Genomic DNA, 24,650 nt, shown 5'->3' on the forward strand with positions numbered 1-24,650 from the left:
TGACCAGAAACTACGCCAAGCAACATGAACTGATAGAATGCATTGAGTTAAGCCAGCAATGGTACGTTATCGCACGGAATTATTTGGTTTAAGCTGTCGTCGTCGATGGCACCAAACATCGCCTCGACCGCCTTTGGGCCGCTGATATCGGCCCTTATCTGAATGCCCTCATCAACGAAGGCGTACAGGCCAGAAGCACGCACGGGCTTGCAGAACGTTGGGATCACCTGTCAGCTGTTCAGCGAATTGCAGACCATCGCGAACGCCCTCAGGAGCAACGGGCGCCCGATCTCGCCGGTTGACACCCAGTACGGACGCAAAGTCCGCGGATAGGCCCAGCCTTGGATGCGACCAATTGATCACTTCGCTAAGCGTAATCCAGTCAAGCGCCTCCACAGAACCCATCACGCCGGTCGTTGCCGAATAAACCGGCGGATAAATGGGATTCGATCGTCTTCGTCTCGACGTGAGGCTCATCGTCATTGGCCGGACGAGGTCAAGGCGCGCCGACATTGGGCGATTGATGAGCCGTGCATTCAACAGCGGTGCTGCAGCGTGAGCTGTACTCAGAGCCCACGCCGCTTTCGACCGCCGTCGAAACTTGGTCGTTCACGACAAAGCTTAACGCCGTGTTGTCAGTTGGAACGAACTATCTTGAGGAGATCTCGGTCGCTTCCAATTCCCTGGCCGTACATCGCGAAGCGAAGGCTGGGCAGGATTTGGTGACCGTGATCGCGCTTTGCTACCGAGCCGTCGAAATTCCCTTCGACGATCGACAGTCCTAACGGTTTTCGATGGCGCTTGCGGACGTAGCCAAACATGGTTCGTCCTTTCAGGTTGGGGCGGAAGCTGGGTCACTTCCCGTCGAAGGCGCCCGTGACAGGTTGGCTTCGATAGCGTGTTATACGCGGGTTGGCCCTCAGGGGCAACTTTCCATTCGTAATCACTTTAGGCGAACGAGGCCTGTGACTGAGATTGCCTTGGTTCGAACGCCTCGCGCGGCGTCGATTGCTTAGCGGTAGCATGCCGATCGATTTTGGACTGCTCATTCGCTGCCCTGCCCTCCTGCCGGCTCGTTCTGTAACCGGCGGTCTCTGAACAGAGTGTCGTCAATCTCGCCTCGGGTAAAGGCATCTGCTGTCGTCAGGGTGTCTGCGTCGCGATGGAAGGAATTTCAATACGAGCGGCGGTAGCCTTATAGGCCAGGACGACACGTCCTCCAGTAATTCTTCCTTCTCAACGAGCCAGCAAGTGCCCGGCGTGAGCCGATGTTGGTGCGTTATCAAATCTGATGAGCGTCTCAATGTTTCTGCTCACGCCCACCATGCTGTTCTCGTTCTTTTCGCTGTCGTTTAAGGTGGGCGGTCTTAATTATTCGATGGGTGTGGGCCAGGCGGGTGATTGCTTTCGATATCGCGCTTGTTCGCTGATCGTCATCCAGGTCCTTCGCAGCCCAATCCGATTTGAATACCGCGAGGCTGCGACTAGCCTGTTCTGTGGCCGCCTCTAAGTGTGAAACATCCGCCGGCTCTGCGGATCCAAGGTTAGGGGCGGGATGGGACGGTGCCCGGAGTGGAATGCCTTGGATCGAGAACTGGTTGAACAATGGGCGAGAGTAAAGCGGAGCCGGCATTTGCGGGCGACCGAAGGCCATTTCCAGGGCTTTTTTCAGTTCCTCAGGATTTCGCGTTCCCGTCCGAAAGAGGGTAATGAGAAGCCTTGCAGCGATGTTGTGGGGCCGCGGCGGTGGTAAGACATTTCCGGAATACCCCGCTTCGTGCAAAACGTCTTGCAGCAGGCGCAAATCGGCTGACGTAAGATAGAAAATTTCCTGTTCGGAAGACATCATGCCCTCCTTCTATTGGGGGCGAGGACTACTGAAAGCCCTCAATCGGCAGTGCCCGTTCAGCGGCTACCGAGAAAGAAATCATGCTCTCTGTCAGGTCACATAGCAAATGGATTCGAGCATCTGGAGCCAACGCATGTGCTTCGGCGTGCAAATTTTGGACGCCGAATGACAACAACGCAGACACGCGCCACCCGTTCCGATCATCCTGCCGGGAGGCAATTGTTGCGCCGATAGCGCTTTCCCTCGACATTGATCTTGCAGCGGGGACGGAGAACGGCTCCGGACCCGGGCTCTACCGCAACGAATCCGGATTCTGCCCGGATCATGATCATCAACACAACGTTTGGGGCGGAAACCGGAATGTTCGATCGCTCAGATGATTGAGGAGCGCAATGATTTGCGTCCTTGCCGCAGTACCACCTTCCGCAGTTCACATCTCTTCTTCGCAGACATCAACAGCCTCCGCTTTATAGAATTCGCAGAAAGTCGCCCCCCTTCCTCCGCAACAGATGGAGCCCGCAAAGGGTGTGTGCTTTGCGGGCTCCAAAAAGCTCAGATTGCAGTCGGAACGGTCCCCGGAAACGACTACGGCGAGCAACTAGCACCTGGCCACAGATCGCCAGCTTTAGCGAATGAATTCGGCTTATACCCGTCCAGGTGTAACGGGGACACCGCTTTCTTTGTGGCTATGAGACGCCAGCTGCATGGGAATGGGCGCCGGCCACATCGCGACCAACAAGTGACGACAGATTCCAGTCAACCATGGCCACTCTTCTGGCCCTACATTGCAATTCGAATGCCCGCCCACATTTTCCATGGGAGCGCAACGGCGAAGCAGCAGCCGTCCGCTCCGGGATTCCGGCACCCCGAGAGGAGGAAGAAGGTCTCCGTGCTCAGCGGCAATCTGAGCAGCCCTGCCGCGCCCCAGCCGAGCCGGCGGAAGGCTGGGCATTCCGGCTATAATGTCCTCTATGGCATGATTTGCTACAGTCCAGTTGGACTTGGCATGACCAACCCCTCCGGGAGAGAATGCGTGACACTGATCTTTCTCAATAGAAGTTGCAGTTTCGACGGGAGCCGGAATGCCGTTCGCTTCTCCGTATATGACGGCATGTTCGAGGTGCGGTTTTTGATCGAAACCAACGCCTTGCGGACCGTTAGTCAGGGCGCCCGCTCCGAGGACGAGTGCTTGAGAGCCTTTGACATCGCGGGCGAGGCCATTCTGGATGCGGCCACCCATGCCTACGGCCGCGGCGGCAAGGACCGACACACCCTGACGGCGCAGGATATCCACCGATAGGCCATATACCCGGAAGGGCCGGCCTGGAGGCGAAACGATGTCAGTCGACAGACATCTCAGCGTCGCGAGCCGCGTAGCAACCGGCCATCCCGACCTGGACGATCTTGAATCGGCCGTCTACAGCGCGCTTGCCCATTCCGGCGATCTCGACCCCAGCTATATCTTCGTCACCGCGCGCGGCAGCGATATCACGCTGGCCGGATGGGTGCATAAGCAAGCGGAGGTGTTGTTGGCCAAGCAGATTACGCTGACAATGAAGGAGGTGCACAAGGTTCATAATGAGCTGTCGGCGGACTTATGAGGCAAACCCGTCCGGCACTATTTCCATCGGCGCGGCTGCGCGCCCTATTCCGGCCCTGACCGGAGCGAGAAGTCTGCACACTGCCGGTTTCCGTTACCGCAGATGGATCTCTCCCAATCAGGGAGAGGGTTGCCGGGCGATATCCTGCGTGGCAGCAGCGTTCGAAGCCTCCATGCGCTCCCGCAAGGCTTCGGCAGCGCCCGTCATGCCGCAGATCCAGACCGCCAACAGACGGTCGCGGCGCGATCGCACCTTGAAGGCCATTTCCGAGTTCCGGAAATAGATCTGCTCCAGCGCTTTCTCACGGTCTTCGATGGCGTTCATCGAGACGGCTCCTCAGCCGCATTCGTCGCTGCCAAGAGATCAGCGAGCGCTGTCGGCTCGATCCGAACGATCCTGCGCAAGCGGTTTCCCTGAGCAATTGACGGCAGATGGATGTACGTTGCGACACTGCGGTAGGCGAGCCACGACAGACCTTCAATCAGTTCCTCATCCTGCGCGATCTTGTAGTCGCCGGCCGGATGCATCTCGCCAATAATATCGGGCAGCGCGAAAGGTGCGGAGAAGTGCACGATGGTGTCCGTCGTGCGTGCGGATGAGATGTCCATGGACATGGTGACAGGCTCCAGTTGAATACGGTCAGTAAAGCCCCGTTGAATACTTCCGACAGGGCATTGCTATGGCGATTGGAATTCGGGGCGATGATAGCGGCACGTCTCTGACACCTGCGAGAGCCACACGGCCAAACGACGATAGAGGACTCCTACGCCCCAATTGCGTCGCAACTGGGATGAAATTTAAACTGAAGGTCTTATTCAAACTCGATTGGACAAATTCTGGAATATTTATAATATTTTGGCTGAATAACTAAATTTAACTGATCGTCAATTAAGACCTTCCCGCCTTTTTATTGTGCTATTTTCCTGAAATACAAGATACTGCAATTCGAAAATCGGATGTTGCGAAAATATATGCCACCTTGGCCAGCCTGCTCGACAAGCAGGCCACGAAGCGCGTCGCTGCGCGAAGAAGGCTCGCGACTCCAAAAATAAGGGAGGCATTCAAATGTCGAACCAAAATAACGCCAAGCGCTTTGCTGCCCGCGATCGCCACGACTTCGGCGCCAACGGCCAGCGCCCGGAGGGCAATCCCTCGGCCAAGGAATTGGTCGCCCATGCCGTCGCCGCACGCACCCACATCGCCGTGCCGGCTGTGGGAGCTCGCGCAACTGAGGAACCCCATGAAGCAAAGAAGCCGCGGCATGGGTTCACAAAGCGCCGAAACACTGAGGCCGATGAAAAGAGTCTGGGTGTCCGGAATCTACCTACAATGAAAGAACTCGAGCAGGCTCGCACCGATCACAGCAGGAAGATCGCCAGCCGGGAAGCTGAGAGGCGTGCTGAGGAGCCTGACGAAAAAGCCGGGGAGTGAACAAGGGCCAAACCCCTCGACCGCCCCACGGCTTAGGCTCAGCGCTCCATTGGATCGACGCCTGAATCAGATCCTGATGGAAGCAATGGCTGCGCAAATCCTTTGCCTTTCGCGCGCCAGCCTAGCGGGCTGACCTCGCGTCAACATTCCGTCGATCAGGCTCTGCTAATCGCAAATCATCTGCCGATGATCACTTGCCGGCGCGCGAGTTCCTGGTCCTTTGGGGAATAGGTCATGAGAGACTATCTCATACAGGCGGGCGAAAGCAGGATTCAATTCGGGGCCGCCTCGGTACTGTCGCGGCCGCCACTTTGGTTGTCATCGCTGAAAGTCGAGACAGAGCCCGTGCCTCTAGTCCCGTGACCGAGTGGTTCCGCAACAAAATTATATGGTAGCTTGGCTTGCGTTCGTCGCATTTGCCTTGGATAAAGCGCAATAGAGGCGCATGTTTGCATATCGGCAGCCGATGAAACGGGCGCTGCCGATCAAGGGGTGGCTCCCTTCGCCCCAATCAAAGGAGGACAAGATGTCTTCCACCTTCAAGCGCTCTTCCCATATCGAGGCTTACGGCGACTTGTTATTCAGGGCGTCCATCTTGGCGAGCTTCGCCGTCATCATAAGTTTAATCTTGAGAGGCTGGTTATGGTAGTAATCATCACAACCGGAATTCCGACGAAACGCGACGAAAATTGGCGGCTCCGGTCCATCCTCAAGCGCGCGGACTACGCGACAGCAGATCTCGTTGCTTCAGAACATGGCGACCAACACGAAGAGGTGATGGTGATAAGGCGCATCAAGGCGGCGACGATTACCGCGCACGCCTACCCCTCTTCGAGACGGCGGAAACTGCATGCCGACCCTGAGGCTTTGGCATCATGGGAAAACGAAGGGGGCGCCACGCGAGCTGTGGACGCGCCTGCGGACAAGAAGAATTGATGACCCCGCGAGGCAGTTGAGTAAGGAATGCCGAATTGGCGATCAGGGCTCGCTCCTTGAAAGTCCATCGCATCTTAGGCTTTGGTGATGCTGAGATTCCGCCCGGTGGCTCGTTGCGAAGACCTGCAGCGATCACGCCATCGCAGGCGTGATCGCCCGCATGCTGTCGGGCAGCAGCACCGGAAATCGCTCGATCAGCTTTTCCCGCGCTGGAGCAACACGACTTCATTCAGAGTCCCCGGACGGCATGAGGTGGTAGCCTCGCATCGCAGCGATTTCGCCGGCTGGAAGAGGCGACGAACAAACAAGACAGACATCTCGCGTAGAAGGTTTGACATCCTTCTGGCCCTGGCGATTATCGAAGCGCTGGGAAAACGATGACTGCAAAATGACTGTGAAACGCACAAGCCTGACCGCTTTTTGCTCATCCCGGAACATTCAGTTTGCTAGCTGTATCGATTGGGCGCATGGTAGGTCTTCAGTAGCTGTTTCTCAGGGCGCTACTGCGTGGAGGACGGTTGTTGCCTTCGCCCCAAATGAAGGAGGACAGCATGTCTTCCAAATTCAACATGTCTGTGCGGACCTCTGACCTTGCTGTATTGCAGGGCGTCCTTGACGAGGCAGGATACGATTGCACAAGTAGCCTCGCAGATCCGAAAAATTACAACATTGCCGTCAGACTGCTGTTCAAGCTTTATTACGACGGAATGACCTCGCCCGCCGCCCTCTCTATCGAACTCGGCCGGCACTTCGGAAAAACACCACCGTCCTCGAAATCATCCGCGGAGTTCGAAATAAACCGAAAGCGGATACAGGGGATCCGTCCCGTTCAAGTTACGTCGCCTATCGGCGCCTGAAACAGCTATCGTCAAGCTCAGTCGACTCATCCACCAACGGGATGGAGGCTGCATGCCGGAGTGTTCGAACAGCTGGACGAACTTTCTCATTGCCCTCGGCGCAGGCGTCGGAGGAAACTCCGTGGACACGGCGCCGGATTGCCGTGCGACCGACTCGCCAGTCAACGCAGTCTGCTCCGGCGCGCGCGTAGCCAGGAACGCCAATTCGCTGCGGCTTTTCTTGTCCTGCTCAACGAGAAAGGAGTGCATAGGCGGCATACAAGCCGAAGGCATTTCGAGATGAGAATAGCTCACCACAACATCCCGAATACGAAAACGGGCCGGTCCGCTGGAGGGCGGCCGGAAGTCATCGAATTCGGACCTGGATCCGGCTGAACAAAATTGAGGAGGTCAACCGGAATTTCAGTCGTCATCAAACTCGCTGCTCGAGGAGTCTCTGCCAGAGCTAGATCGGTCCAGCCCTTAGCGCGACCGGGCTCTGGGACCGGTCGACATGCGACAACGCTTTGCGAGCCAGCGAGAGCGTTAGAAGCCAGAGTGCGGGGCATCTGGCACCTCCCGATTTCGAAGCCGATCATGACAGGCCAAGACATAGGATTCAAATGCCTCCTCCTCCTGATCCACGCTTCGATCGCGCGTCTCACGGCACGCGCCATCTCCTTTCTCGTGAAGAGATCGAGACCGGAGAATTCTGCCAATGTCTCGACGATAGTCTCGGCGCTTGCTTCCTCCATGAGAGCGCATCGGTCTCGCGGACTCGCCCGGCGCCGATATCGGACGAGATTATGAAAACATGGATAACTTATTCGGCGAGTGATCGGCGGCGCTCGCTCAACTTATCAAACCGGCCGTGATCCGACAGCTGACGCGGTCTGGAGACCAGGCAATCTGCGCAATCGGTCGGATGAGTTTCGCACATCATGCTGATTGGCATGACCTCGGCGGAACAAACGTACACTCGGCGGGTTTAGCAGAGTTAAGTTGGGGTTAATCGAGGGAGTCGAGGAGAGCGGATGGGCAAGGTTGAGCTGGTGAGTGGCAGTCCCATTGTCTCTCAAACCGATGTTTTCCCTGAAGATTACGAGGACTTTTTTGAAAACGGAGCTCTCGCCCTGCATCTGATTGGGGCGGACGGCATCATCTTGCGCGCCAATCAGGCGGAGCTGGATCTCCTCGGCTACACCGCCGACGAATATATCGGCCGGAAGATTTCCGAGTTTCATGCAGACGCGGACATCATCGACGAGATGCTGCCGCGCCTGGCGGCCGGGGAAAAGCTCGTCCGCTTTCCGGCCCGGATGCGAGCCAAGGACGGCTCGATCAAGCACGTCGAAACCACTTCCAGTGCGAGGATACGCAATGGCGAATTCATTCACACCCGCTGCTTCACCATGGATGTTACCGAGATCGTGGGGGTAAGGCGGCAACTCGCGCGCAAAGATGAAGAAATGCGTCAGGTTCTCGAAGCACTCCCGGCTGCCGTCTACACCACGGATGCAGACGGCAGGATCACATACTTCAACCGTGCGGCCGCCGAATTGGCCGGCAGGGAGCCGATCATCGGCGAGGACGAATGGTGTGTGACCTTTCGGCTATTTACAGCCGATGGGCAGGCACTACCGCATCACGAATGCCCGATGGCGATCGCCCTCAAGGAAAATCGTCCCGTTCGGGGCGTGGAAGCCATGGCACAGCGGCCCGACGGCTCAATGTTTCCGTTCCTTCCCTTCCCCACGCCTATGCGCAATGACGACGGTGAGCTGACAGGGGCGGTGAACATGTTGGTCGACATCAGCGACCGCAAGCTGGCCGAGACCAATCAGAAGGTCTTCCTCGACGAACTCAATCATCGCGTCAAAAACAACATGATGATGCTCTACGCCTTGATTCGTTCGGCGGAGCGCGAAAGCAACAGCCGTGAGGCACGCGAGGTTCTCGGTGATGCTGCTCAGCGTGTTGGAGCGATGGCTGCCGCGCAACAGGCTCTTTACACCGAGCATGACCGCTCCGAGGTGGATGCTTCCAACTTTGTCAATGCCGTGTGCGACAGCGCCAGGCAAGCGTTCTCCGACAACGTCACGCTCCAGATCGACGTGGACGTCGGACACTTGACGAATGACGCCACAATGCCTCTCGCTCTCATTCTGAACGAGCTTCTCACAAATGCGGCGAAGCACGGCTGTAACGCCGCCGGCAATTGCGAAATATGGATATCGCTCAAGCGGTCGGAGGACGACTTCGTGCTGACGGTGCGCGACGGGGGGCCTGGCTTCGATTTCAAGGACACCGGCCGACGTTCGTCCGGAACCGGTCTCGTCACTGGACTGGTCCGGCAGCTGCGAGGCTCGTTTTCGGTTGCTCCAGGGCCGGGGGCACGATCCACCGTCCGTTTCACCGGCCAATCTCAGAAAGAAAGCACCCTTGAGTTATGACCTCGTTCGGACCGCCGACGAAAAGCACTGATGACCCCATTACCGGATCCGCCGGCAGCGCCAAACAAGAGGGGGGAACCGGAAAACCAGCCCGCATTCTCATTGTCGAGGACGAATACTTTATAGCGCTCGAGATCGAAAATCGTCTTGTCGACGCAGGTTTTGAAGTGGTCGGGATCGCATTAACGGCCGATGAGGCAATATCCATCGCGACGTCATCCGGTCCGGACCTTGCCGTCATGGACATTCGGCTGGCCGGCCGCGGAGATGGCGTCCAGGCGGCGATCGAGTTGTTTACCAGGCTTGGTATCCGTTCGATTTTTGCTTCCGCTCATGCTGATGCCCAAACCCGCGAAAGAGCCTCGGGAGCCTTGCCGATCGGTTGGTTGCAGAAACCCTACTCCGCTGAGGCCCTGATCAAGCTGATCAGACAGCATCTATCATAGCGAGCGCTTGCCACGCGTGTGGGTCGGGTCAGCAAACCTTTTCGATTGGCAGTTCCGCGGCGTCTGCAATCTTAAGCGGCGCGATATCGCGTCTTTGGAGCCCGACGTGAGCGAAACGCGAAGCCTTCGATCGACGCAGTTCTTGACGTTGCTTTCGCCCTGCCAACTATACGGCGGTCGATTCAGCAGGCGGGATTTCAATCTCAATAACTAGCCCTTCATCCTCCCAGTTTCTTTCAAGGCGCCCTTTAAGCTTTTTCGACCATCGAACCGATAATTACCGTGCCAAAACCTCGTTTTGCCGGTTTAGGCGGAGCGTCTGCGCCCGTTTCATGCCATCGGATGTGAAGGCCGCCGCCCGATGGTCCGGGCATCCAACTGACCGAAAGTGTGCCTTGCGCAACGGCAAGAGCGCCGCGCGAGGGGCTGAACAATTGACGCCGGCAACTTGATATCCGGCCCACCCAAGGAAGCCCGGCCTGTTGAAAATGGCGTCACTTGTTGGCGAAGGAGCTCCTCAACGGAAATGCTTGCCCATCTTCGCTCGGCAAGCAAGGCATGGGCACGGGCAAGCGCCTGCACGCGATGTTGAATAGCGGCGGCATAAAGCGCCGGGTCATCAGCATTGCTAAGGCGGACGATGCTGTCTACGATCGCGAGGACATTCTTGGCGCGGTGATCGACCTCCCCGAGCAAGCGGTGCTCGGAAGCCTCCAGTGCTTCGACGCGACGGTACTCTGTCGTGTCGATCAGAGATCCAAAGAAATACAAAATCTGTCCGTCATCGCCATGGACCGGACTTAGGTGCAGACGATTCCAGAACGGCTCCGCGTTTTTCTTGTAATTGAGAATCTCGACATTCACTTCACGCTCTGCAGCGATACCGACGCGAATTTCCGCGACGGCAATGGGAGACGTAGCGGGCCCCTGCAGGAAACGACAGTTGCGGCCAAGCACCTCTTCGGCGGTGTAGCCTGACAGTTCGAGGAATGATTTGTTTGCAAGCAGGATCGGGAGATCCGGCGTACGCGCGTCGGTGATGACAATCGGCATTCTGGTGCGTTCAAAGGCGATCGCTGCCAACTCTTTCCGATCGGCGGACGCCGCCTTCGATGATGCCGAAGGCAAATCCCCGTGCAGTTTTTTTGTTGAATGGCTTTTCATGTTCGCGCTTCATATGAGGTAGCCCGATAACGCAGGTCGCGTCCCTTTGTTTCCGAGAGGCTATCCGTTTGCACTTTCGCGCTGCCCCTCCCAGCTTGCCCGACAGCCTGTCACGGCTAGCCCTTTGCCAACGCGACGGCGCTGGTATAGAAATAGGATGAGGGCCCTGTCGGCTTGCAGATCCTGAAGGGATCAGGCGCATCCCATGATCATGAAACTCTTTTCCGATTCCAGCCGCTCCCGAGAGCGTTTTCTGGAAGCCATCCTCCAAAGCGCGATCGAATATGCGATCATCTCGACGGATTTGAATGGCCTTGTGACCACGTGGAACGAGGGCGCGCGCCGGATCCTCGGATGGAATGAGACTGAGATTATCGGCAGGCCCGCAGCAGTAATCTTTACGCACGAAGACCTGCAGGCGGGTATCCTTGAAGGGGAGATGGCCGCCGCTTTGGCGGAAGGTCATGGCAACGATGAGCGCTGGCACGTTCGCAAGGACGGCTCGTTATTCTGGGCCTCGGGTCAGATGATGGCGTTGACCTCGGACGAGGGCCATGTGGAGGGTTTCGTAAAGATACTCAGGGACCAGACCGAGCAGAGAGAGAATGAGGAGCGACAGCGGGTTCTGATGCATGAACTCTCTCACCGCATCAAGAATACGCTGGCGGTCGTTCAGGCCATCACCACTCAATCCTTCCGAAACGCCAGCTCCTTGGAGGAGGCAGAACAAGCGATCTCGGCCCGCATCAATGCCTATTCGAAAGCACACGACATTTTGCTGCAGCAGAATTGGCTGGGCACGGCCTTGGCGACAATTGTCGAAGCGACCGCGACTAATCTCGGACTTGAGACGTCAGGACGTTTCAAAGCAAGTGGTCCTGCGATTGAATTGGGCCCCCAGGCGGCGCTTGCGTTCTCCCTTGTGCTGCACGAACTCGCCACCAACGCCAACAAATATGGTGCACTATCGCAAGATTCCGGCACTATCAAAATCGAATGGTCGGTGCGCGACGAGTTGGGCGACAAGCGCCTGAACTTCAGCTGGCAGGAGGTGGAGGGCCCCGCGGTGGAAGCTCCGAGAAAGAAGGGGTTCGGGTGCCGGCTCATTACCTCCAGTCTCTCAGCCTTCGGAGAAGTCGCTGTTGATTACGCGCGGACAGGGCTCATCCTTAGGTTGGATGCGTCGCTCGAGAAGCTACAATACAAAAACTATTCCGACGCTGAGGACTGACTGCAAGCTGGTCGAGAACCCAAACCGGGCTTTCCCCGCTCAGCCGTTTGTTGTGACACCCCAAAACTCTGCGCGCCGACCGCGATCGCGCTATGTTTTGCGTCGGTGCCAGGGCTGCCCGCTTATCCTCTTGAATGCTGAAAAGAGTGAAACAATCTCTTTGGCACCTGGAGATTTTCTTCACCCGTTTTTCGGCATCGTGGGCGTCTGACCTGCACGCGGTCGAATCCAATCACGAACTCCGTCACCCTCCCGCGTCGCGTCTCCGATCCACTGTCGGGACATTCTCTCCGCCTTAAAGACACTGGATGGGACTCGCGAGGATTTCGTCATGAGAAGGCCGGAGAGGCCGCGTAGCGCAATCCGCACTATGAAGACTTTGCAATCGCCCTCTCCTTCCGGAGTCAACACTGTGCGGGACAGGCTCGTTCTTGCGTCGAGTTTCTCTGAATGTCCTCGACGGCTTGCGCGAAGCGCTGAACGGGTCCGCCGTTCGGACCTCGCAGCCGCTGACGGGATCGAAGTCTTGAGGCGCGCAGCGCGCCTTAGCCCCAGCAGCCGCTCTTTCCCGTCACGGACCACAGCATGATGATGCCTGCTCTCGGCGAGCCATCGATCGCGCGGCTTGCAGCTGGCGGGCCGCGGTGAGAGCTCGACATGGACGGCCCTGGCACGAAGCGTTGGCATCGCGGCGCAATAGAGCTGCATCGGCTGCACTCCGTCACTGACTTCGAAAGTCAGCTTGGCGGCATCGTCAAGCTATATCCTCCGCGTATTCATCCCGACATCGCCCCTCCGTCGATCCATTCGTCCACCTAATTGCAACGATCACCGCCTCTAGTGAGCGGTCACAGGCAGAGAGAATCGATGCGCTGCTGCCGTGGAACGCGCTAAAGCGTTGACACACAGATAAAATGTCTTGAAAGGCCCGAAATACCGCCTCACAACTTCCGCCGCGTCAGAGGATATGCCTTGGCTTCATAGAGTTTGCGCATCTGCAAACCATCAAAGCGCGCCTCCTCGACTTCGAGCACGGATCCCCGAAGGAGAGAGGCCGGCATGTCCTCGATCGCAAAGCGAAGAGCTTCGGCCACGGAATCAAACCTTTTGTAACCGAGGCTGCTTTTTCTGTTAATTGTCTTGCACGGGTAAAGCCCCGCGCCGGCACTATAGTCGAAAACGGTCATAACCTAATCCTTGCGGCGGGTGGTATTGGTCACTAAGGTACCCTTGGCTGCCGGACGAAAACATTCGGAACGAACCGCTCCAGCCAGTACGCCGAAATTCGCAATGTTCGCAAAATCGGGGTTTACCAAGCGACCGATGCAGCCGGGAGGATCAGGTAGCCGAAAGGCCTAAAGCGTGAAGTATATATGAGATTTGTTCAGCCTCTTTCAAGGCACCACATTGAACAGTAAAAACCTTGCTTGCCAAAGGCGGAAATGGAGCCCAGGGTGCGATGTCGGCTGCAACTGGTCAGGGCGCTGCCGCCCGAGGGACATGAGCGCGCCCTAGCCCCGACAAGAGGAGGACGCGATGACGTTCCGATCCTCATATGCTTACTTCCTGCTTATATCTAGAAATGCTCATGAACACCAACGGCGAAAGCATGCATCGAGGCAATCGAAAAATCCATAGGGGCAGCTTCATTCTCGTCACTCTGTCGTTCTTGAGATATGGCCGACGCGCATCTTTACTCAGAAAGCTGAGAAAACCCAAGGCCTTGGTAGCTCGCACATATCTGCTTTCCCTCTTTACTGCCTATCAGCATTTTATCTGGAAAATCGGACCTGCATCGAAGATGCAGGCCTTTGGAGACAATTCATGCGTCAATCATATTACAGGGCGCTAGCCCTGACGATGACCGTCCTCCTGCTATCTTCATCGGGACTCAGCTCCTCGGCGTTCGGCCAGGCGGCAAGGCCGGCGCCTGAAAATGCCCAGGCAAGCCGCTACGGCTCCGGCTGGGAATGCAATCGGGGTTTTCGAAGGCAGGGTGATGCCTGCTTCGAGGTGAAGCTTCCAGCCAACGCGTTTCTGACAAACTCCTCCTTTGGCAAGGGCTGGAATTGCCATTACGGCTTTCTCGAGAAGGGGGACCAGTGCCTCACCGTCCAAATTCCGACCAATGCATATCTCGACCCATCTTCCGGCGACCGCTGGAGATGCCTCCGTCGTTACCGCCAAACAAATGTGGGTTGCGACCTTATCAAAGTCCCAGAGAATGCATTCCTGTCCGATACCACCACAGGGTCCGGCTGGGAATGCGAAAGAGGTTTTCGCGCGACACAACAAGCATGCCTCAAGCTTGAACTCCCCGCCCACGCCTATCTGACAACCGGCGGAAATGAGTGGAGGTGCGATAGAGGCTTTGAAAACAAGGATCAGGCATGTGTCGCCGTCCAGGTTCCGGAGAATGCCATCTTAGTCGACATGCCCTACGGGCAGAAATGGAAATGCGACCGAGGCTTCGAGACGACGAGCAATCAATGCCTGCCGGTCAAGGTTCCCGAAAACGCACATCTTAACTCGACAGGCAACGGCTGGGACTGCAATCGTCCGTACCAGCTTCGCAATGGTGCCTGCATGAGCGATTAAAGATCAGCAGAAGTCCACTGTCCGGCGCCCTCCCTCGCTCTCAAAACGGCTGATGATGTTTTCAGCCTGCACTTTTTTCCTTTCGGAAAGCAAAGAGTAGACGCCTCGGAAGGAACTACAGACGCAGAACGACCAAATTTCCTGTCATCCAGCCCCTCGGCGGCATGATCCACGGGCTTATCGCCGGCAAGTTCGATGCAATCATCTCCAGCATGTCGGCGACGGTCAAGCCCCCGGATCATCGCCTTCAGCGATCCTACAGAATTAAGCCTAGGTAGCGCGATTAGCGGGGACCATTGTCACCACCAAGCGCAGACGGCGGATCTGGCCACCCGACACGCGGTCTCCTTCTGCCCTACATTGCAATTCGAATGCCGCGCCCCCATATTTCTATTCGGAGCGGAACTGCGAAGGTGCAACCGTTTGCGGATGTTAGTGTTTCCGCATCAGTAGCAAACCGGCAGCCGACAAAGCCTGTCAGACGAGCCGGCTACTTCGTCCCCAATAGCTGTTCCGCGACAGTCAGAATGGGTCGGGCATTACTAAACCTCCAGGAGAGAATGCGTGACACTGACCTTTCCGAATAAAAGCCGCAGTTTTGATGAGAGCCGCAATGCGGTCCGCTTTTCCGGTTATGACGGCGTGTTTGAAGTGCGGTTTCTAGTCGAGGCTAATGCCTTGCGGATCGCGAGCCAGCCCGGCCGCTCCGAGAACGAGTGCCTGAGAGCCTTCGACACAGCGCGCGAGATCATTCTGGAAGCGGCCACCCATGCCTACGGCCGCGGCGGAAAAGACCGATATACCCTGACGGTGCACGATATCCGCCGGTAGACTTTACACCCGGAAAGGCAGTGCAGGAGCCAATGTCAGTCGATAGAAAACATCTCAGTGTCGCAGGCCGCGTGGCGACCCACTGTCCCGACCAGGGCGATCTTGAATCGACCGTCTATAGCGCGCTCGCCCATGCCGGCGATCTCGACCCCAGCTATATCTTCGTCACCGCGCGCGGCCGCGACATCACACTGGCCGGATGGGTGCATTTGAAAGCGGAGGTGTCACGGGCTGAGGAGATTACACTGAGGACCCACGGCGTGCGCAAGGTTCACAATGAACTGTCGCCGGATTTATGAGGCAAGTCAGAACGGCACTATCTCCATGGCGCGGCCGCATCGTATCCGCTATCTCACGGTTTTCGATGGCGTTCATTGGGGCGGCTCCTGCGTCGCGTTCGCCGCTGCCAAGATCAGCGAGCGCCGTCGGCTCCATCCGGACGATCCTGCGCAAGCGGCTGCGCTGCGCAATCGACGGCAGATGGATGTAGGTTTCTGCAGCGGTAGGCAAGCCACGACAGGCCTTCGATCCGCTCCTCATCTTGCGCTGTCTTGTAATCGCCGGCGGGATGCATCTTACCAACAAGATCGGGAAGCGCGAAAGGGGCGGAGAAGTGGACGATAGTGTTCGTCGTGCGTGGATGATATGTCGGACATGGCAACGGTTAAAGGCGGCCAACCTCAGCGAATATATCTCTACAGGGCATGGCGCGGCGATCGGAATTCGGAGCGTTGATGATCCTCAAGTCTCTGACACCGGCGAGAGAGCCACAGGGCCAAACTTTGATAGGGAACGCTTATGCCCCAATTGCGTCACGGCTGGGACGAAATCCTGAAATAAAAGTTTTATTCGGATTCAATTTGATCAAATTGGAATATTAACGACGGATAATTAAACTGGCCATCCAATAAAGTATAATCCGCCTTTTTATTGCGACACTCTCCTGAAATACGAGATAGGCAAGTAACAATATCGGATTTTGCAGAAATATACACCACCGACGCTAGGCACAGGACCCATTAAATAGCTTGCAGCGGCGCAGTGGCTTTGATTCTAGCCTGCTCGACAAGTAGGAGCCCTGCCGCGCCTCGCCGCGAACGGCAGGCTTATGACTTCATAATGGAAAAAAGGAGGCATTTGAAATGTCGAGACATGACAACGCCAAGCTCACTACTGGCAGTGACCGCCACGACTTCGGCGCCAACGCCAAACGTCCGCACGGCAATCCCTCCGCGAAGGAATTAATTGCCTATGCCATCGCAGCACGCACCGACCTCGCCGCGCCGCCTGAGGAAGCGAGCGCAGTTGACCTATTCCATGAAGCAAAGAACCCGCGGCATCGGGTCACAAAGCGCCGAAACACTGAGGCAGATGATAAGCGTCCTGTTGTCCGGGATCTTCCCACAATGGGTGAACTCGAGCAGGCTCGGACTGATCACAGTAGGAATCGCCATCCGGGAAGCCGGAGGCGTGCCGAGGAGGTAACGAAAAAGCCTGAGAGTGAAGAGGGATCAAACACGTAGATCGTCCCCGCGTGCGCAGCGGCTGGCTCAGCGCTGCAATCGGATCGACGCTTAAATCAGATCCTGATGGCAATGGTTGCTCCCGCTTGGGAAAAGGCTGACGGACGCTTTTCCTTGCACCGACTTCATTCGGAGGCCGGGCGCCACACATGTTGGTGATTGGCCTCCATTGCGAGGACCGAAATGGTCGAAACGAAAGAGATTTCGCAGCCGATTTTGTAATTTAGCTGAAAGATGTGTTTCGGCGTGCAAATTTGGCTCTGACGCATATGTGGAACGGCCCGGTTGGCAAGGTTTTTCAGCGCAAATCGCCTCCGGACGGTGCAGTCATATGTCCGGCCTGTGAGCGCGGTCATTGACCGCTGGCCACGATGAGATCCGCGATGTCGATCGCCTAATCAGTTTTGCGCGCTTAAAGGCGCAGTGAGTCAGACGGTCTGATCGACATCGAGGTATCGCCCCTCGGGTTCATCACGCTTTCGTACCTTGCCGCTTTATCCCGACGCAGAAACGCCGGGAATTCTGTTCCTACACCTCTGCCATCGCTGGCGCTTGGTATGTGCCGCCCTTGACCAAAATCGCCCATATCGTGCGGGCCATCTTGTTAGCCAAGGCCACGGCTGCCACTTTGTAGGGGCGTCCTCCCATTATTGAAACGACCCAGCCAGGTAGCTTTGAACCTCTGCGAGCCTGTTTCAGAATCGATGTAGCACCGACAATCAGTAGAGTTCGTGACTGCTTATTGCCGCGCTTCGAGATCTTGCCAAGCCGCTCCTTCCCTCCGCTGGAGTTCGCTCTTGGCGTGATGCCGATCCAGGCGGCCAAATCCCGCCCTGTTCGAAAGGCTGCCGGATCCTGAACCGCGGCACGAACAGTCGCTGCAATAATAGGACCGACGCCGGGGATGGTTGTTAAACGACGTGCGGCATCATCAGCTTTCACTGCTGCGACAATCTTACTGTCGAGCACCTCAACCCTTTCTGTCAGCCGTTCGATCTGATCGGCCATCTCCAAAAGCGCAGCTCTGGCCGAGTTTGGTAGACGGCCGTCACGATCGTCGCGCAAAATGGCGACGAGCTTTGCAATACTGGTCATGCCGGCCGCGGCGACGATCCCGAGCTCGGCCATATGAGCACGCATCGCATTCGCCGTCTGGCTTCGCTGACGCACGAGTAACTCTCGGGTCTTCAAAACCATCCCGGCAGCCTGCTCCTCAGGTGATTTGATAGGCACGAAGCGCATTGTCGGGCGCGTCACCGCCTCGCAGATCGCCTCCGCATCCGCGGCGTCGGTCTTGTTACGTTTGACGTAGGGCTTCACGTACGCTGGCGGCATCAACCGCACCGTATGACCAAATTCGCCGATCGCGTTGGCCCAGTAGTGGGCACTCCCGCATGCTTCCATTCCGACAAGGCATGGTTCGATATGACGAAAGAACTCCAACACCTGTGATCGCCGCAAGGCACGTCGGACAGCGATATGTCCGTCTTCAGTGATGGCGTGGACTTGAAAGACTGACTTGGCCAAATCCAGTCCGATTGTAGTAATCTTCTCCATGGAACGGTTCCTTCTGTCTTGTGGCGATTGGCGTCACCACGATAGGCATCTTGGATGCCGGTGCGAAGGGCCGTTCCACACCATCAGATTTGGTGCAATTTCTCTCATGTCGCGCCAATCAGGCGGGCTTGAAGAAGATCAAGCTTTCCGCGTCCGTACATCTGGCGCTTTACCAGCTTGAGCTTGGTGATCTGCCCCTCGGTTTGTCCATTGGACCATGGTGAGACGATCGCTGCCCGGACTGCCTGCATGTCTTTCGCCACGCCATTGCCAAAGGAGGAAAGCAGACTGTTGCGAGCGCGGTCGATCCACGGCGCGAGCTGGTTTTCCTCCTTGGACCGGATCATAAGATGGAAGTCGGTGATGATATCGCGAGCCGTAACGAGCAAGGGAACACCACTTTCGATAGCGGCGATGACGACGGTCTCGGATTTCGTCAGGTTGTCTCTGCCGGTTGTCAAAAGGCGGGCAATCGTTCGGGCGGAGGGAATGCGGGTCAACGAGTCCGCATCGCCTTGTCGGCCCGCTTCCGTCGTGTGGCCCATTCACTCACGACCCGACGCGAACCACGAAAGCCCTGTGTTCTCAGTCGCCGCCATAGCTCAGTGCCGTTCCGCTTGCCGGCCGCCCATTCCGCGTCGAGCCATTCGAGATAGGGCTCCAACGAGCTTTCTCTGGACCGAAAGACATCGTTTCGTAGCCCTCTGAACACCTGGCGGACCAAGCCGCGACTAAGACTGGTACGGCGCACAATTTCCTTGATCGTGACACCGTCCTTCGCCAGCGCAATGATGGTCGCGTTCGTCTGTTCGCGCCGGAGATAGCCTTCGTATTGAAGGCGTTCGGCCGCGGTCAGGAGCTTGGGATTGATGCGTGTTGCACCGAGTGTCTTGCGGATTTGCCGCATCGATTTGCGGACAGCGTCCAGGAACGCACGGCTGGCATTCTCCATCAAATGCCGTCGATCAGCGACCTGCAACGCATCCGGCAGCGCCTTTGCCGCCGCGAGCCCGTAAGCACCGCCGCGGTCGCGGGCAATGATTTGGATTTGGGGGTTCTGCCGCAGCCAAGCTTCCGCCGTCGCCGGCTCACGGTCCGGCAACAGACGAACCGGCCGCCGACGCTCCAGGTCACACACGATCGTGCCGTAGCGATGATTGCGCCGCCAGGCCCAGTCGTCGATGCCAATCACCGAGGGCAGGGTCGACGTTGGTAGTCCTTGCCTGCGGATGACGCGCAGCAAGGTGTCGTTGCTGACGGGAAGCATCAGCCGCTGGGCAAAACGCGCCGCCGGGCGTCCTCCACGCGCAAGCGCCAAATGGTGGATGACATGCTCAAGACGTCCAGTTCGTCTGGCATAGGGCGGTAGCACATTGCCAAACCGCTCAGCGAATATCTGCCTCCCGCAAAGCACGGCATCACAAGCGAACCTTCGTGTCTGCACGAGCAGCCTGACGCGTTTCCCAGAGAGGGGAAGGTCCGCTACCTGGCGGCAATAGCGACTTCGAACCGTTCGCGACATCCGTCCGCATGCCGGACAAGCCGCGGTAGCGCCGGCTCGGGGAAAGCAAAATGCAGGTTTCATCGTCAATGTGGGTGATGCGTTCGGCGATGAAGCCTGCCGGAACCAAATCAGAGGGGCGAAACTTGCGGCTCATCATGCTGATTCCTTTGTGGAAACCAGCAAGGCAGCATCAGCATCAAAACTGATGGTGTGGAACGGCCCTTCGCACCGGCATCCAAGATGCCTATCGTGGTGACGCCAATCGCCACAAGACAGAAGGAACCGTTCCATGGAGAAGATTACTACAATCGGACTGGATTTGGCCAAGTCAGTCTTTCAAGTCCACGCCATCACTGAAGACGGACATATCGCTGTCCGACGTGCCTTGCGGCGATCACAGGTGTTGGAGTTCTTTCGTCATATCGAACCATGCCTTGTCGAAATGGAAGCATGCGGGAGTGCCCACTACTGGGCCAACGCGATCGGCGAATTTGGTCATACGGTGCGGTTGATGCCGCCAGCGTACGTGAAGCCCTACGTCAAACGTAACAAGACCGACGCCGCGGATGCGGAGGCGATCTGCGAGGCGGTGACGCGCCCGACAATGCGCTTCGTGCCTATCAAATCACCTGAGGAGCAGGCTGCCGGGATGGTTTTGAAGACCCGAGAGTTACTCGTGCGTCAGCGAAGCCAGACGGCGAATGCGATGCGTGCTCATATGGCCGAGCTCGGGATCGTCGCCGCGGCCGGCATGACCAGTATTGCAAAGCTCGTCGCCATTTTGCGCGACGATCGTGACGGCCGTCTACCAAACTCGGCCAGAGCTGCGCTTTTGGAGATGGCCGATCAGATCGAACGGCTGACAGAAAGGGTTGAGGTGCTCGACAGTAAGATTGTCGCAGCAGTGAAAGCTGATGATGCCGCACGTCGTTTAACAACCATCCCCGGCGTCGGTCCTATTATTGCAGCGACTGTTCGTGCCGCGGTTCAGGATCCGGCAGCCTTTCGAACAGGGCGGGATTTGGCCGCCTGGATCGGCATCACGCCAAGAGCGAACTCCAGCGGAGGGAAGGAGCGGCTTGGCAAGATCTCGAAGCGCGGCAATAAGCAGTTACGAACTCTACTGATTGTCGGTGCTACATCGATTCTGAAACAGGCTCGCAGAGGTTCAAAGCTACCTGGCTGGGTCGTTTCAATAATGGGAGGACGCCCCTACAAAGTGGCAGCCGTGGCCTTGGCTAACAAGATGGCCCGCACGATATGGGCGATTTTGGTCAAGGGCGGCACATACCAAGCGCCAGCGATGGCAGAGGTGTAGGAACAGAATTCCCGGCGTTTCTGCGTCGGGATAAAGCGGCAAGGTACGAAAGCGTGATGAACCCGAGGGGCGATACCTCGATGTCGATCAGACCGTCTGACTCACTGCGCCTTTAAGCGCGCAAAACTGATTAGGCGATCGACATCGCGGATCTCATCGTGGCCAGCGGTCAATGACCGCGCTCACAGGCCGGACATATGACTGCACCGTCCGGAGGCGATTTGCGCTGAAAAACCTTGCCAACCGGGCCGTTCTACATATGAAATTGGATGCCGATAAGGGGTGAATTTTGGGGTCTGACGCAATCTCGATGACATCAGGGCGCTCCGACAATACGTGCTTCGAGCAGATCCAGCTTTCCGCGGCCGTACATCTGCCGCTTGATGAGTTTGAGCTTGGTGATCTGGCCCTCAGTCTGGCCGTTCGACCACATCGAAGTTATTGCATTCTGGACCGCTGCCCGGTCGCTGATGACGCCGTTGGCGAATGACGCGACCAGGCTTCTTGCCGCGCGGTCGATCCAAGGTTCCAGATTATCTTTAGACTTGCTGCGCAGCATTTTGTGGAAGCTCTCGACGACATCCCTGGCCTCGACAAGATCCGGTAGCCTCTCTTCGATGGCGGCGACTGTCATCGTTTGAGCCGTGGTCAGGTTGTTGCGTTCAAGCGTCATCAGGCGGACGATAGTGCGTGCGGCCGGCGCATGTCCGAGTCCGTTCTCGGCCTTTTCGGCACGCCTTCGCCGCGTTGCCCATTCGGTGACAACACGGAGACCGCCGCCGAAGCCAGCCAACCGAAGCTGCCGCCAAAGTTCAGCGCCGTTCCGCAATCCGGCGTCCCATTGCGCTTCAAGCCAAGGGAGATGCGGTTCCAGGGAAGTTTGCCGGATCCGAAAGATGTCGGTCCGCTGACCACGGACGACACTGCGAACCAGCTTTCGGCTGTGCCCGGTTCTGCGCACGATCTCCTTGATGGATACGCCTTCGCTGACGAGACCACGGATGACGGCGTTTGCCTCTTCACGCCGCAGATATCCCTCATATTGCAGTCGCTCGGCGGCTGTCAGAAGCTTTGGATTTACAGTTGCTGTGCCGATTGCAATGCGGACCTGCCGCATCGACTTGCGAACGGCGTCAAGAAAGGCGTGGCTGGCGTTTTCCATCAGATGCCAGCGGTCGGCGACCTGTTCGGCGTGTGGCAGGGCTTGTGCAGCGGCCTGCGCATACCCGCCGCCGCGGTCTCGTGCGACGATTTCGATCTGCGGCTGCTCGACCAGCCAAGCCTTTGCGGTCGAGGGTTCTCGGTCGGGCAACAACGCGATCGTCTTTCGCCGTTCCAGATCGCAGATGATAGTGCCATATCGGTGATTGCGACGCCACGCCCAGTCATCAATGCCGATGACGGCTGGCGGCGGCGGTGGTGGGCGATCATATCGGCGAACGGTTCGAAGCAGCGTGTCATTGCTAACCGGTAACCCGAGACGATCTGCGAACCGTGCTGCTGGCCGACCACCCAATGCCAAAGCGAGATGGTGAACCAAGATCTCCAGGCGCGCTGTCCGGCGGGCCATGGTCGGATCACGCCATTACCGAAACGCTCGGCGAAAATCTTTCGGCGGCAATGGACGACATTGCAGACGAAGCGTCGGACCGTCAGGTGCAATTTGATCCTTCGGCCCGCACACGGCAGATCGGTAATAATCCGAGAATAGCGACTATGAACACGATGGGAGGTCGTGCCGCATTCGGGACACCTGCAACCTCGGGACTGACCATGTGCGGTGACGACGATCACATCGGGTCTGTGATGCACTGCCTCCACGTTCAACTCGGCAGGGATTAAATCGGAAGGCTGAAAATAGGCTCCCATGGCGCTGATTCTCCTTCAAGAACCAGGCCAGTAGAATCCGAAACATCATCGAGAATGAGTCAGACCCAATTTTGGACGCCGATTGACAGAAAGAGGACAAAACAACCCAAATATGTCAATTCAGCGTCTTCGAAAAGCAAAAAAGCTGCGGACGAATATAGTTCAACGCAGCGGCGGAACCCAAATGGCTCAGCCGTCGAGCGTTCGCAGAAGATCTGCAATCTTGATCGTCGAGAAATTCGAGAACGTGTCGCATACCGCGTATGGCAGGACGATCTGGTCGTTGTGGCGCATGGCGCCGCAGGTGTAAACGACGTTCGGCACATACCCTTCCCGCTCCGAGGGCTCCGGCCGCACCAGCGGTTCGCTCGAGCGGGCGAGGACCTTCGACGGATCCTGTTTATCGAGCAGCGCTGCGCCAATCGCATATTTGCGGACGGCGCCGACACCATGGGTCAGTAGGAGCCATCCTTCGTCGAGCTCGATCGGTGAGCCGCAGTTTCCCATCTGAACGAACTCCCACGGGAATTTGGGCTGCAAGATCAATTCCCCTCCATCCCAGGAATAGAGGTCGCCGGAATAGAGGAGATAGAGGTTCTCGTTGTCCTGTCGTCCGATCATCGCATAGCGGTCATCTATTTTGCGAGGGAACAGGGCCATTCCCTTGTTTCTTGCCGCCGATCCTCCGAGCCGGGTCATGCGAAAGGATATGAAATCGCTGGTCTCGAGCAATTCGGAGCGGATGCCCTTGCCGCTATATGCTGTATAGGTCGCGTAGAACATTGTCTGCCCGTTATCCTCGAAGGCCACGAAGCGGGCATCCTCGATGCCGTTCGATTGTGCTGGCGTGATCGGAAAAATCACTCGTTCGCTGATATGTTGCTGGGCGCTGAAGCTCAGTTCGACAGGCTCGCCGAGGGGGTCCGATATCCGTGTATGCACTGTCGGAGTGGAGGCGAGCCGCGCAGTCGGCTCTATTTCCACGCTTCCATCCGCCGCGATCAATCCGGTTCGAAATGTCAGCGAGGACACATGTCCTTCGCCCACCGCGCGCAGGCTGAGGATGAACCGCCGACGGCCCTGCGGGACTCCACACTGATCCGGATGCACAACGATGCTTGGATTGAACAACGCCGATGCCTCGAAGGAATATTCATTCAGAAAATAGGCGCCGACGAGCTGACGTTGCACCTTGGTGAACTCGACGTGAGGCGTGAATGCCTCCTCCATGTCGCTCGCCCGATTTTCAAATGTCGCAAGCAGGTTCCGGTGGCGACCCTCGAAATTTTCCAGGACGTCGGCGAGCAGGCTCTCCGTCGTTTCGTGATCGAGCGACAAAATCCGATCGACGATATGGTTCGCTCGCGTCTTATCCGTCGGATTGAGATCCCGTGGCTCGGTCGCTGGCTTGAACGGGCGCACGACGACGCGCGTGGGATCGGGACGCAGGAAAAGCGCCTGACGGTTCAGAAAAGTGGCATGTGACAAAGCGATCTCGATTTT

The 24,650-nt window shown here is 57.3% G+C and carries 20 protein-coding genes and 4 pseudogenes; 13 read left to right on the forward strand and 11 right to left on the reverse strand.

Features of this window, described 5'->3' with window-relative positions; all coding sequences use genetic code 11:
- Positions 1 to 635 precede the first annotated feature (635 nt).
- Both FFM81_RS26445 and FFM81_RS26450 read right to left on the reverse strand, forming a co-directional pair.
- Positions 636 to 821 carry a hypothetical protein gene (locus FFM81_RS26445; protein WP_138386500.1) on the reverse strand — a complete coding sequence of 62 codons (186 nt, stop codon included), beginning with the start codon at positions 819 to 821 and terminating at the stop codon, positions 636 to 638.
- 479 nt (positions 822 to 1,300) lie between these two features.
- Positions 1,301 to 1,849, reverse strand: coding sequence for a hypothetical protein (locus tag FFM81_RS26450; protein WP_138386499.1), 549 nt, complete (start codon positions 1,847 to 1,849; stop codon positions 1,301 to 1,303).
- A gap of 1,033 nt (positions 1,850 to 2,882) precedes the next feature.
- On the opposite strand from FFM81_RS26450, the gene FFM81_RS26455 reads away from it, so the two are divergent.
- Together FFM81_RS26455 and FFM81_RS26460 are read left to right on the forward strand one after the other, a co-directional pair.
- Entirely contained in the window at positions 2,883 to 3,149 is a 267-nt protein-coding gene (locus FFM81_RS26455; RefSeq protein WP_138386498.1) for a DUF1488 family protein, read from the forward strand.
- A 37-nt stretch (positions 3,150 to 3,186) separates the two neighbouring features.
- Positions 3,187 to 3,450, forward strand: coding sequence for a BON domain-containing protein (locus tag FFM81_RS26460; protein ID WP_138386497.1), 264 nt, complete (start codon positions 3,187 to 3,189; stop codon positions 3,448 to 3,450).
- 117 nt (positions 3,451 to 3,567) lie between these two features.
- Here FFM81_RS26460 and FFM81_RS26465 read toward each other — a convergent pair whose 3' ends face one another.
- Entirely contained in the window at positions 3,568 to 3,774 is a 207-nt protein-coding gene (locus FFM81_RS26465; RefSeq protein WP_138386496.1) for an ATPase inhibitor subunit zeta, read from the reverse strand.
- Positions 3,771 to 4,064 carry a hypothetical protein gene (locus FFM81_RS26470; RefSeq protein ID WP_138386495.1) on the reverse strand — a complete coding sequence of 98 codons (294 nt, stop codon included), beginning with the start codon at positions 4,062 to 4,064 and terminating at the stop codon, positions 3,771 to 3,773. The genes FFM81_RS26465 and FFM81_RS26470 overlap by 4 nt, the downstream gene beginning before the upstream one ends.
- Positions 4,065 to 4,515: 451 nt before the next feature.
- Here FFM81_RS26470 and FFM81_RS26475 point away from each other — a divergent pair, with 451 nt between their 5' ends.
- From FFM81_RS26475 to FFM81_RS26495, 5 genes are all read left to right on the forward strand, one after another.
- A complete protein-coding gene (locus FFM81_RS26475; RefSeq protein ID WP_138386494.1) occupies positions 4,516 to 4,881 on the forward strand; it encodes a hypothetical protein in 366 nt (121 codons plus the stop codon).
- Between the two features lie 642 nt (positions 4,882 to 5,523).
- Positions 5,524 to 5,817: a hypothetical protein gene (locus tag FFM81_RS26480; RefSeq protein WP_138386493.1), complete on the forward strand. Its 294-nt coding sequence runs from the start codon at positions 5,524 to 5,526 to the stop codon at positions 5,815 to 5,817.
- A gap of 551 nt (positions 5,818 to 6,368) precedes the next feature.
- Entirely contained in the window at positions 6,369 to 6,674 is a 306-nt protein-coding gene (locus FFM81_RS26485; RefSeq protein ID WP_138386492.1) for a hypothetical protein, read from the forward strand.
- 1,013 nt (positions 6,675 to 7,687) lie between these two features.
- Positions 7,688 to 9,106, forward strand: coding sequence for a sensor histidine kinase (locus tag FFM81_RS26490; protein ID WP_138386491.1), 1,419 nt, complete (start codon positions 7,688 to 7,690; stop codon positions 9,104 to 9,106).
- Positions 9,103 to 9,552: a response regulator gene (locus tag FFM81_RS26495; protein ID WP_138386490.1), complete on the forward strand. Its 450-nt coding sequence runs from the start codon at positions 9,103 to 9,105 to the stop codon at positions 9,550 to 9,552. Before FFM81_RS26490 ends, FFM81_RS26495 begins: the two co-directional genes overlap by 4 nt.
- A 166-nt stretch (positions 9,553 to 9,718) precedes the next feature.
- Here FFM81_RS26495 and lov read toward each other — a convergent pair.
- Positions 9,719 to 10,716 (reverse strand): annotated as a pseudogene (gene lov, locus FFM81_RS26500) (blue-light-activated histidine kinase).
- A gap of 205 nt (positions 10,717 to 10,921) precedes the next feature.
- On the opposite strand from lov, the gene FFM81_RS26505 reads away from it, so the two are divergent.
- Positions 10,922 to 11,947, forward strand: a complete 1,026-nt coding sequence (locus FFM81_RS26505) for a sensor histidine kinase (RefSeq protein ID WP_138386489.1) — start codon at positions 10,922 to 10,924, stop codon at positions 11,945 to 11,947.
- A gap of 545 nt (positions 11,948 to 12,492) precedes the next feature.
- On the opposite strand, the pseudogene FFM81_RS32905 reads toward FFM81_RS26505, so the two are convergent.
- A pseudogene (locus tag FFM81_RS32905) lies at positions 12,493 to 12,706 on the reverse strand (DUF6428 family protein); the annotation flags it as partial.
- A 182-nt stretch (positions 12,707 to 12,888) separates the two neighbouring features.
- Positions 12,889 to 13,134: a hypothetical protein gene (locus FFM81_RS26510; RefSeq protein WP_138386488.1), complete on the reverse strand. Its 246-nt coding sequence runs from the start codon at positions 13,132 to 13,134 to the stop codon at positions 12,889 to 12,891.
- A 637-nt stretch (positions 13,135 to 13,771) separates the two neighbouring features.
- Here FFM81_RS26510 and FFM81_RS26515 point away from each other — a divergent pair.
- The 4 genes from FFM81_RS26515 (at position 13,772) to FFM81_RS26530 (ending at position 16,899) form a co-directional block, all read left to right on the forward strand.
- Entirely contained in the window at positions 13,772 to 14,545 is a 774-nt protein-coding gene (locus FFM81_RS26515) for a hypothetical protein (RefSeq protein ID WP_138386487.1), read from the forward strand.
- Between the two features lie 564 nt (positions 14,546 to 15,109).
- A complete protein-coding gene (locus tag FFM81_RS26520; RefSeq protein ID WP_138386486.1) occupies positions 15,110 to 15,376 on the forward strand; it encodes a DUF1488 family protein in 267 nt (88 codons plus the stop codon).
- A 32-nt stretch (positions 15,377 to 15,408) separates the two neighbouring features.
- Positions 15,409 to 15,675, forward strand: coding sequence for a BON domain-containing protein (locus FFM81_RS26525; RefSeq protein WP_138386485.1), 267 nt, complete (start codon positions 15,409 to 15,411; stop codon positions 15,673 to 15,675).
- An 843-nt stretch (positions 15,676 to 16,518) separates the two neighbouring features.
- Positions 16,519 to 16,899 (forward strand): hypothetical protein, encoded by a 381-nt coding sequence (locus FFM81_RS26530; protein WP_173883853.1) that lies wholly within the window; start codon positions 16,519 to 16,521, stop codon positions 16,897 to 16,899.
- A 528-nt stretch (positions 16,900 to 17,427) separates the two neighbouring features.
- Here FFM81_RS26530 and FFM81_RS26535 read toward each other — a convergent pair.
- Positions 17,428 to 18,456, reverse strand: a complete 1,029-nt coding sequence (locus FFM81_RS26535) for an IS110 family RNA-guided transposase (protein ID WP_173883854.1) — start codon at positions 18,454 to 18,456, stop codon at positions 17,428 to 17,430.
- Between the two features lie 104 nt (positions 18,457 to 18,560).
- A pseudogene (locus FFM81_RS26540) lies at positions 18,561 to 20,114 on the reverse strand (ISL3 family transposase).
- A 135-nt stretch (positions 20,115 to 20,249) separates the two neighbouring features.
- Here FFM81_RS26540 and FFM81_RS26545 point away from each other — a divergent pair.
- The gene (locus tag FFM81_RS26545; RefSeq protein ID WP_173883855.1) at positions 20,250 to 21,278 is read left to right on the forward strand and encodes an IS110 family RNA-guided transposase; all 1,029 of its coding nucleotides are present in this window, start codon (positions 20,250 to 20,252) and stop codon (positions 21,276 to 21,278) included.
- 316 nt (positions 21,279 to 21,594) lie between these two features.
- Here the strand turns inward: FFM81_RS26545 and FFM81_RS26550 are convergent.
- Together FFM81_RS26550 and FFM81_RS26555 are read right to left on the reverse strand one after the other, a co-directional pair.
- Positions 21,595 to 23,147, reverse strand: a pseudogene (locus tag FFM81_RS26550) (ISL3 family transposase).
- Between the two features lie 189 nt (positions 23,148 to 23,336).
- Complete coding sequence (locus FFM81_RS26555) at positions 23,337 to 24,635, reverse strand: glycoside hydrolase family 130 protein (protein WP_138386552.1); 1,299 nt, start codon at positions 24,633 to 24,635, stop codon at positions 23,337 to 23,339.
- Positions 24,636 to 24,650: the final 15 nt, after the last annotated feature.

Source organism: Rhizobium hidalgonense (assembly GCF_005862185.2).
GTDB classification, from domain to species: domain Bacteria; phylum Pseudomonadota; class Alphaproteobacteria; order Rhizobiales; family Rhizobiaceae; genus Rhizobium; species Rhizobium hidalgonense.

Excerpts from the sequence above, each read along its gene's own strand:
- FFM81_RS26465 (WP_138386496.1), bottom strand. The coding sequence starts at position 3,774 with ATGAACGCCATCGAAGACCGTGAGAAAGCGCTGGAGCAGATCTATTTC.
- FFM81_RS26460 (WP_138386497.1), top strand. The coding sequence starts at position 3,187 with ATGTCAGTCGACAGACATCTCAGCGTCGCGAGCCGCGTAGCAACCGGC.
- FFM81_RS26475 (WP_138386494.1), top strand. The coding sequence starts at position 4,516 with ATGTCGAACCAAAATAACGCCAAGCGCTTTGCTGCCCGCGATCGCCAC.
- FFM81_RS26505 (WP_138386489.1), top strand. The coding sequence starts at position 10,922 with ATGATCATGAAACTCTTTTCCGATTCCAGCCGCTCCCGAGAGCGTTTT.
- FFM81_RS26450 (WP_138386499.1), bottom strand. The coding sequence starts at position 1,849 with ATGATGTCTTCCGAACAGGAAATTTTCTATCTTACGTCAGCCGATTTG.
- FFM81_RS26515 (WP_138386487.1), top strand. The coding sequence starts at position 13,772 with ATGCGTCAATCATATTACAGGGCGCTAGCCCTGACGATGACCGTCCTC.
- FFM81_RS26525 (WP_138386485.1), top strand. The coding sequence starts at position 15,409 with ATGTCAGTCGATAGAAAACATCTCAGTGTCGCAGGCCGCGTGGCGACC.
- FFM81_RS26445 (WP_138386500.1), bottom strand. The coding sequence starts at position 821 with ATGTTTGGCTACGTCCGCAAGCGCCATCGAAAACCGTTAGGACTGTCG.
- FFM81_RS26530 (WP_173883853.1), top strand. The coding sequence starts at position 16,519 with ATGTCGAGACATGACAACGCCAAGCTCACTACTGGCAGTGACCGCCAC.
- FFM81_RS26485 (WP_138386492.1), top strand. The coding sequence starts at position 6,369 with ATGTCTTCCAAATTCAACATGTCTGTGCGGACCTCTGACCTTGCTGTA.
- FFM81_RS26480 (WP_138386493.1), top strand. The coding sequence starts at position 5,524 with ATGGTAGTAATCATCACAACCGGAATTCCGACGAAACGCGACGAAAAT.
- FFM81_RS26510 (WP_138386488.1), bottom strand. The coding sequence starts at position 13,134 with ATGACCGTTTTCGACTATAGTGCCGGCGCGGGGCTTTACCCGTGCAAG.
- FFM81_RS26470 (WP_138386495.1), bottom strand. The coding sequence starts at position 4,064 with ATGTCCATGGACATCTCATCCGCACGCACGACGGACACCATCGTGCAC.
- FFM81_RS26535 (WP_173883854.1), bottom strand. The coding sequence starts at position 18,456 with ATGGAGAAGATTACTACAATCGGACTGGATTTGGCCAAGTCAGTCTTT.
- FFM81_RS26490 (WP_138386491.1), top strand. The coding sequence starts at position 7,688 with ATGGGCAAGGTTGAGCTGGTGAGTGGCAGTCCCATTGTCTCTCAAACC.
- FFM81_RS26495 (WP_138386490.1), top strand. The coding sequence starts at position 9,103 with ATGACCTCGTTCGGACCGCCGACGAAAAGCACTGATGACCCCATTACC.
- FFM81_RS26545 (WP_173883855.1), top strand. The coding sequence starts at position 20,250 with ATGGAGAAGATTACTACAATCGGACTGGATTTGGCCAAGTCAGTCTTT.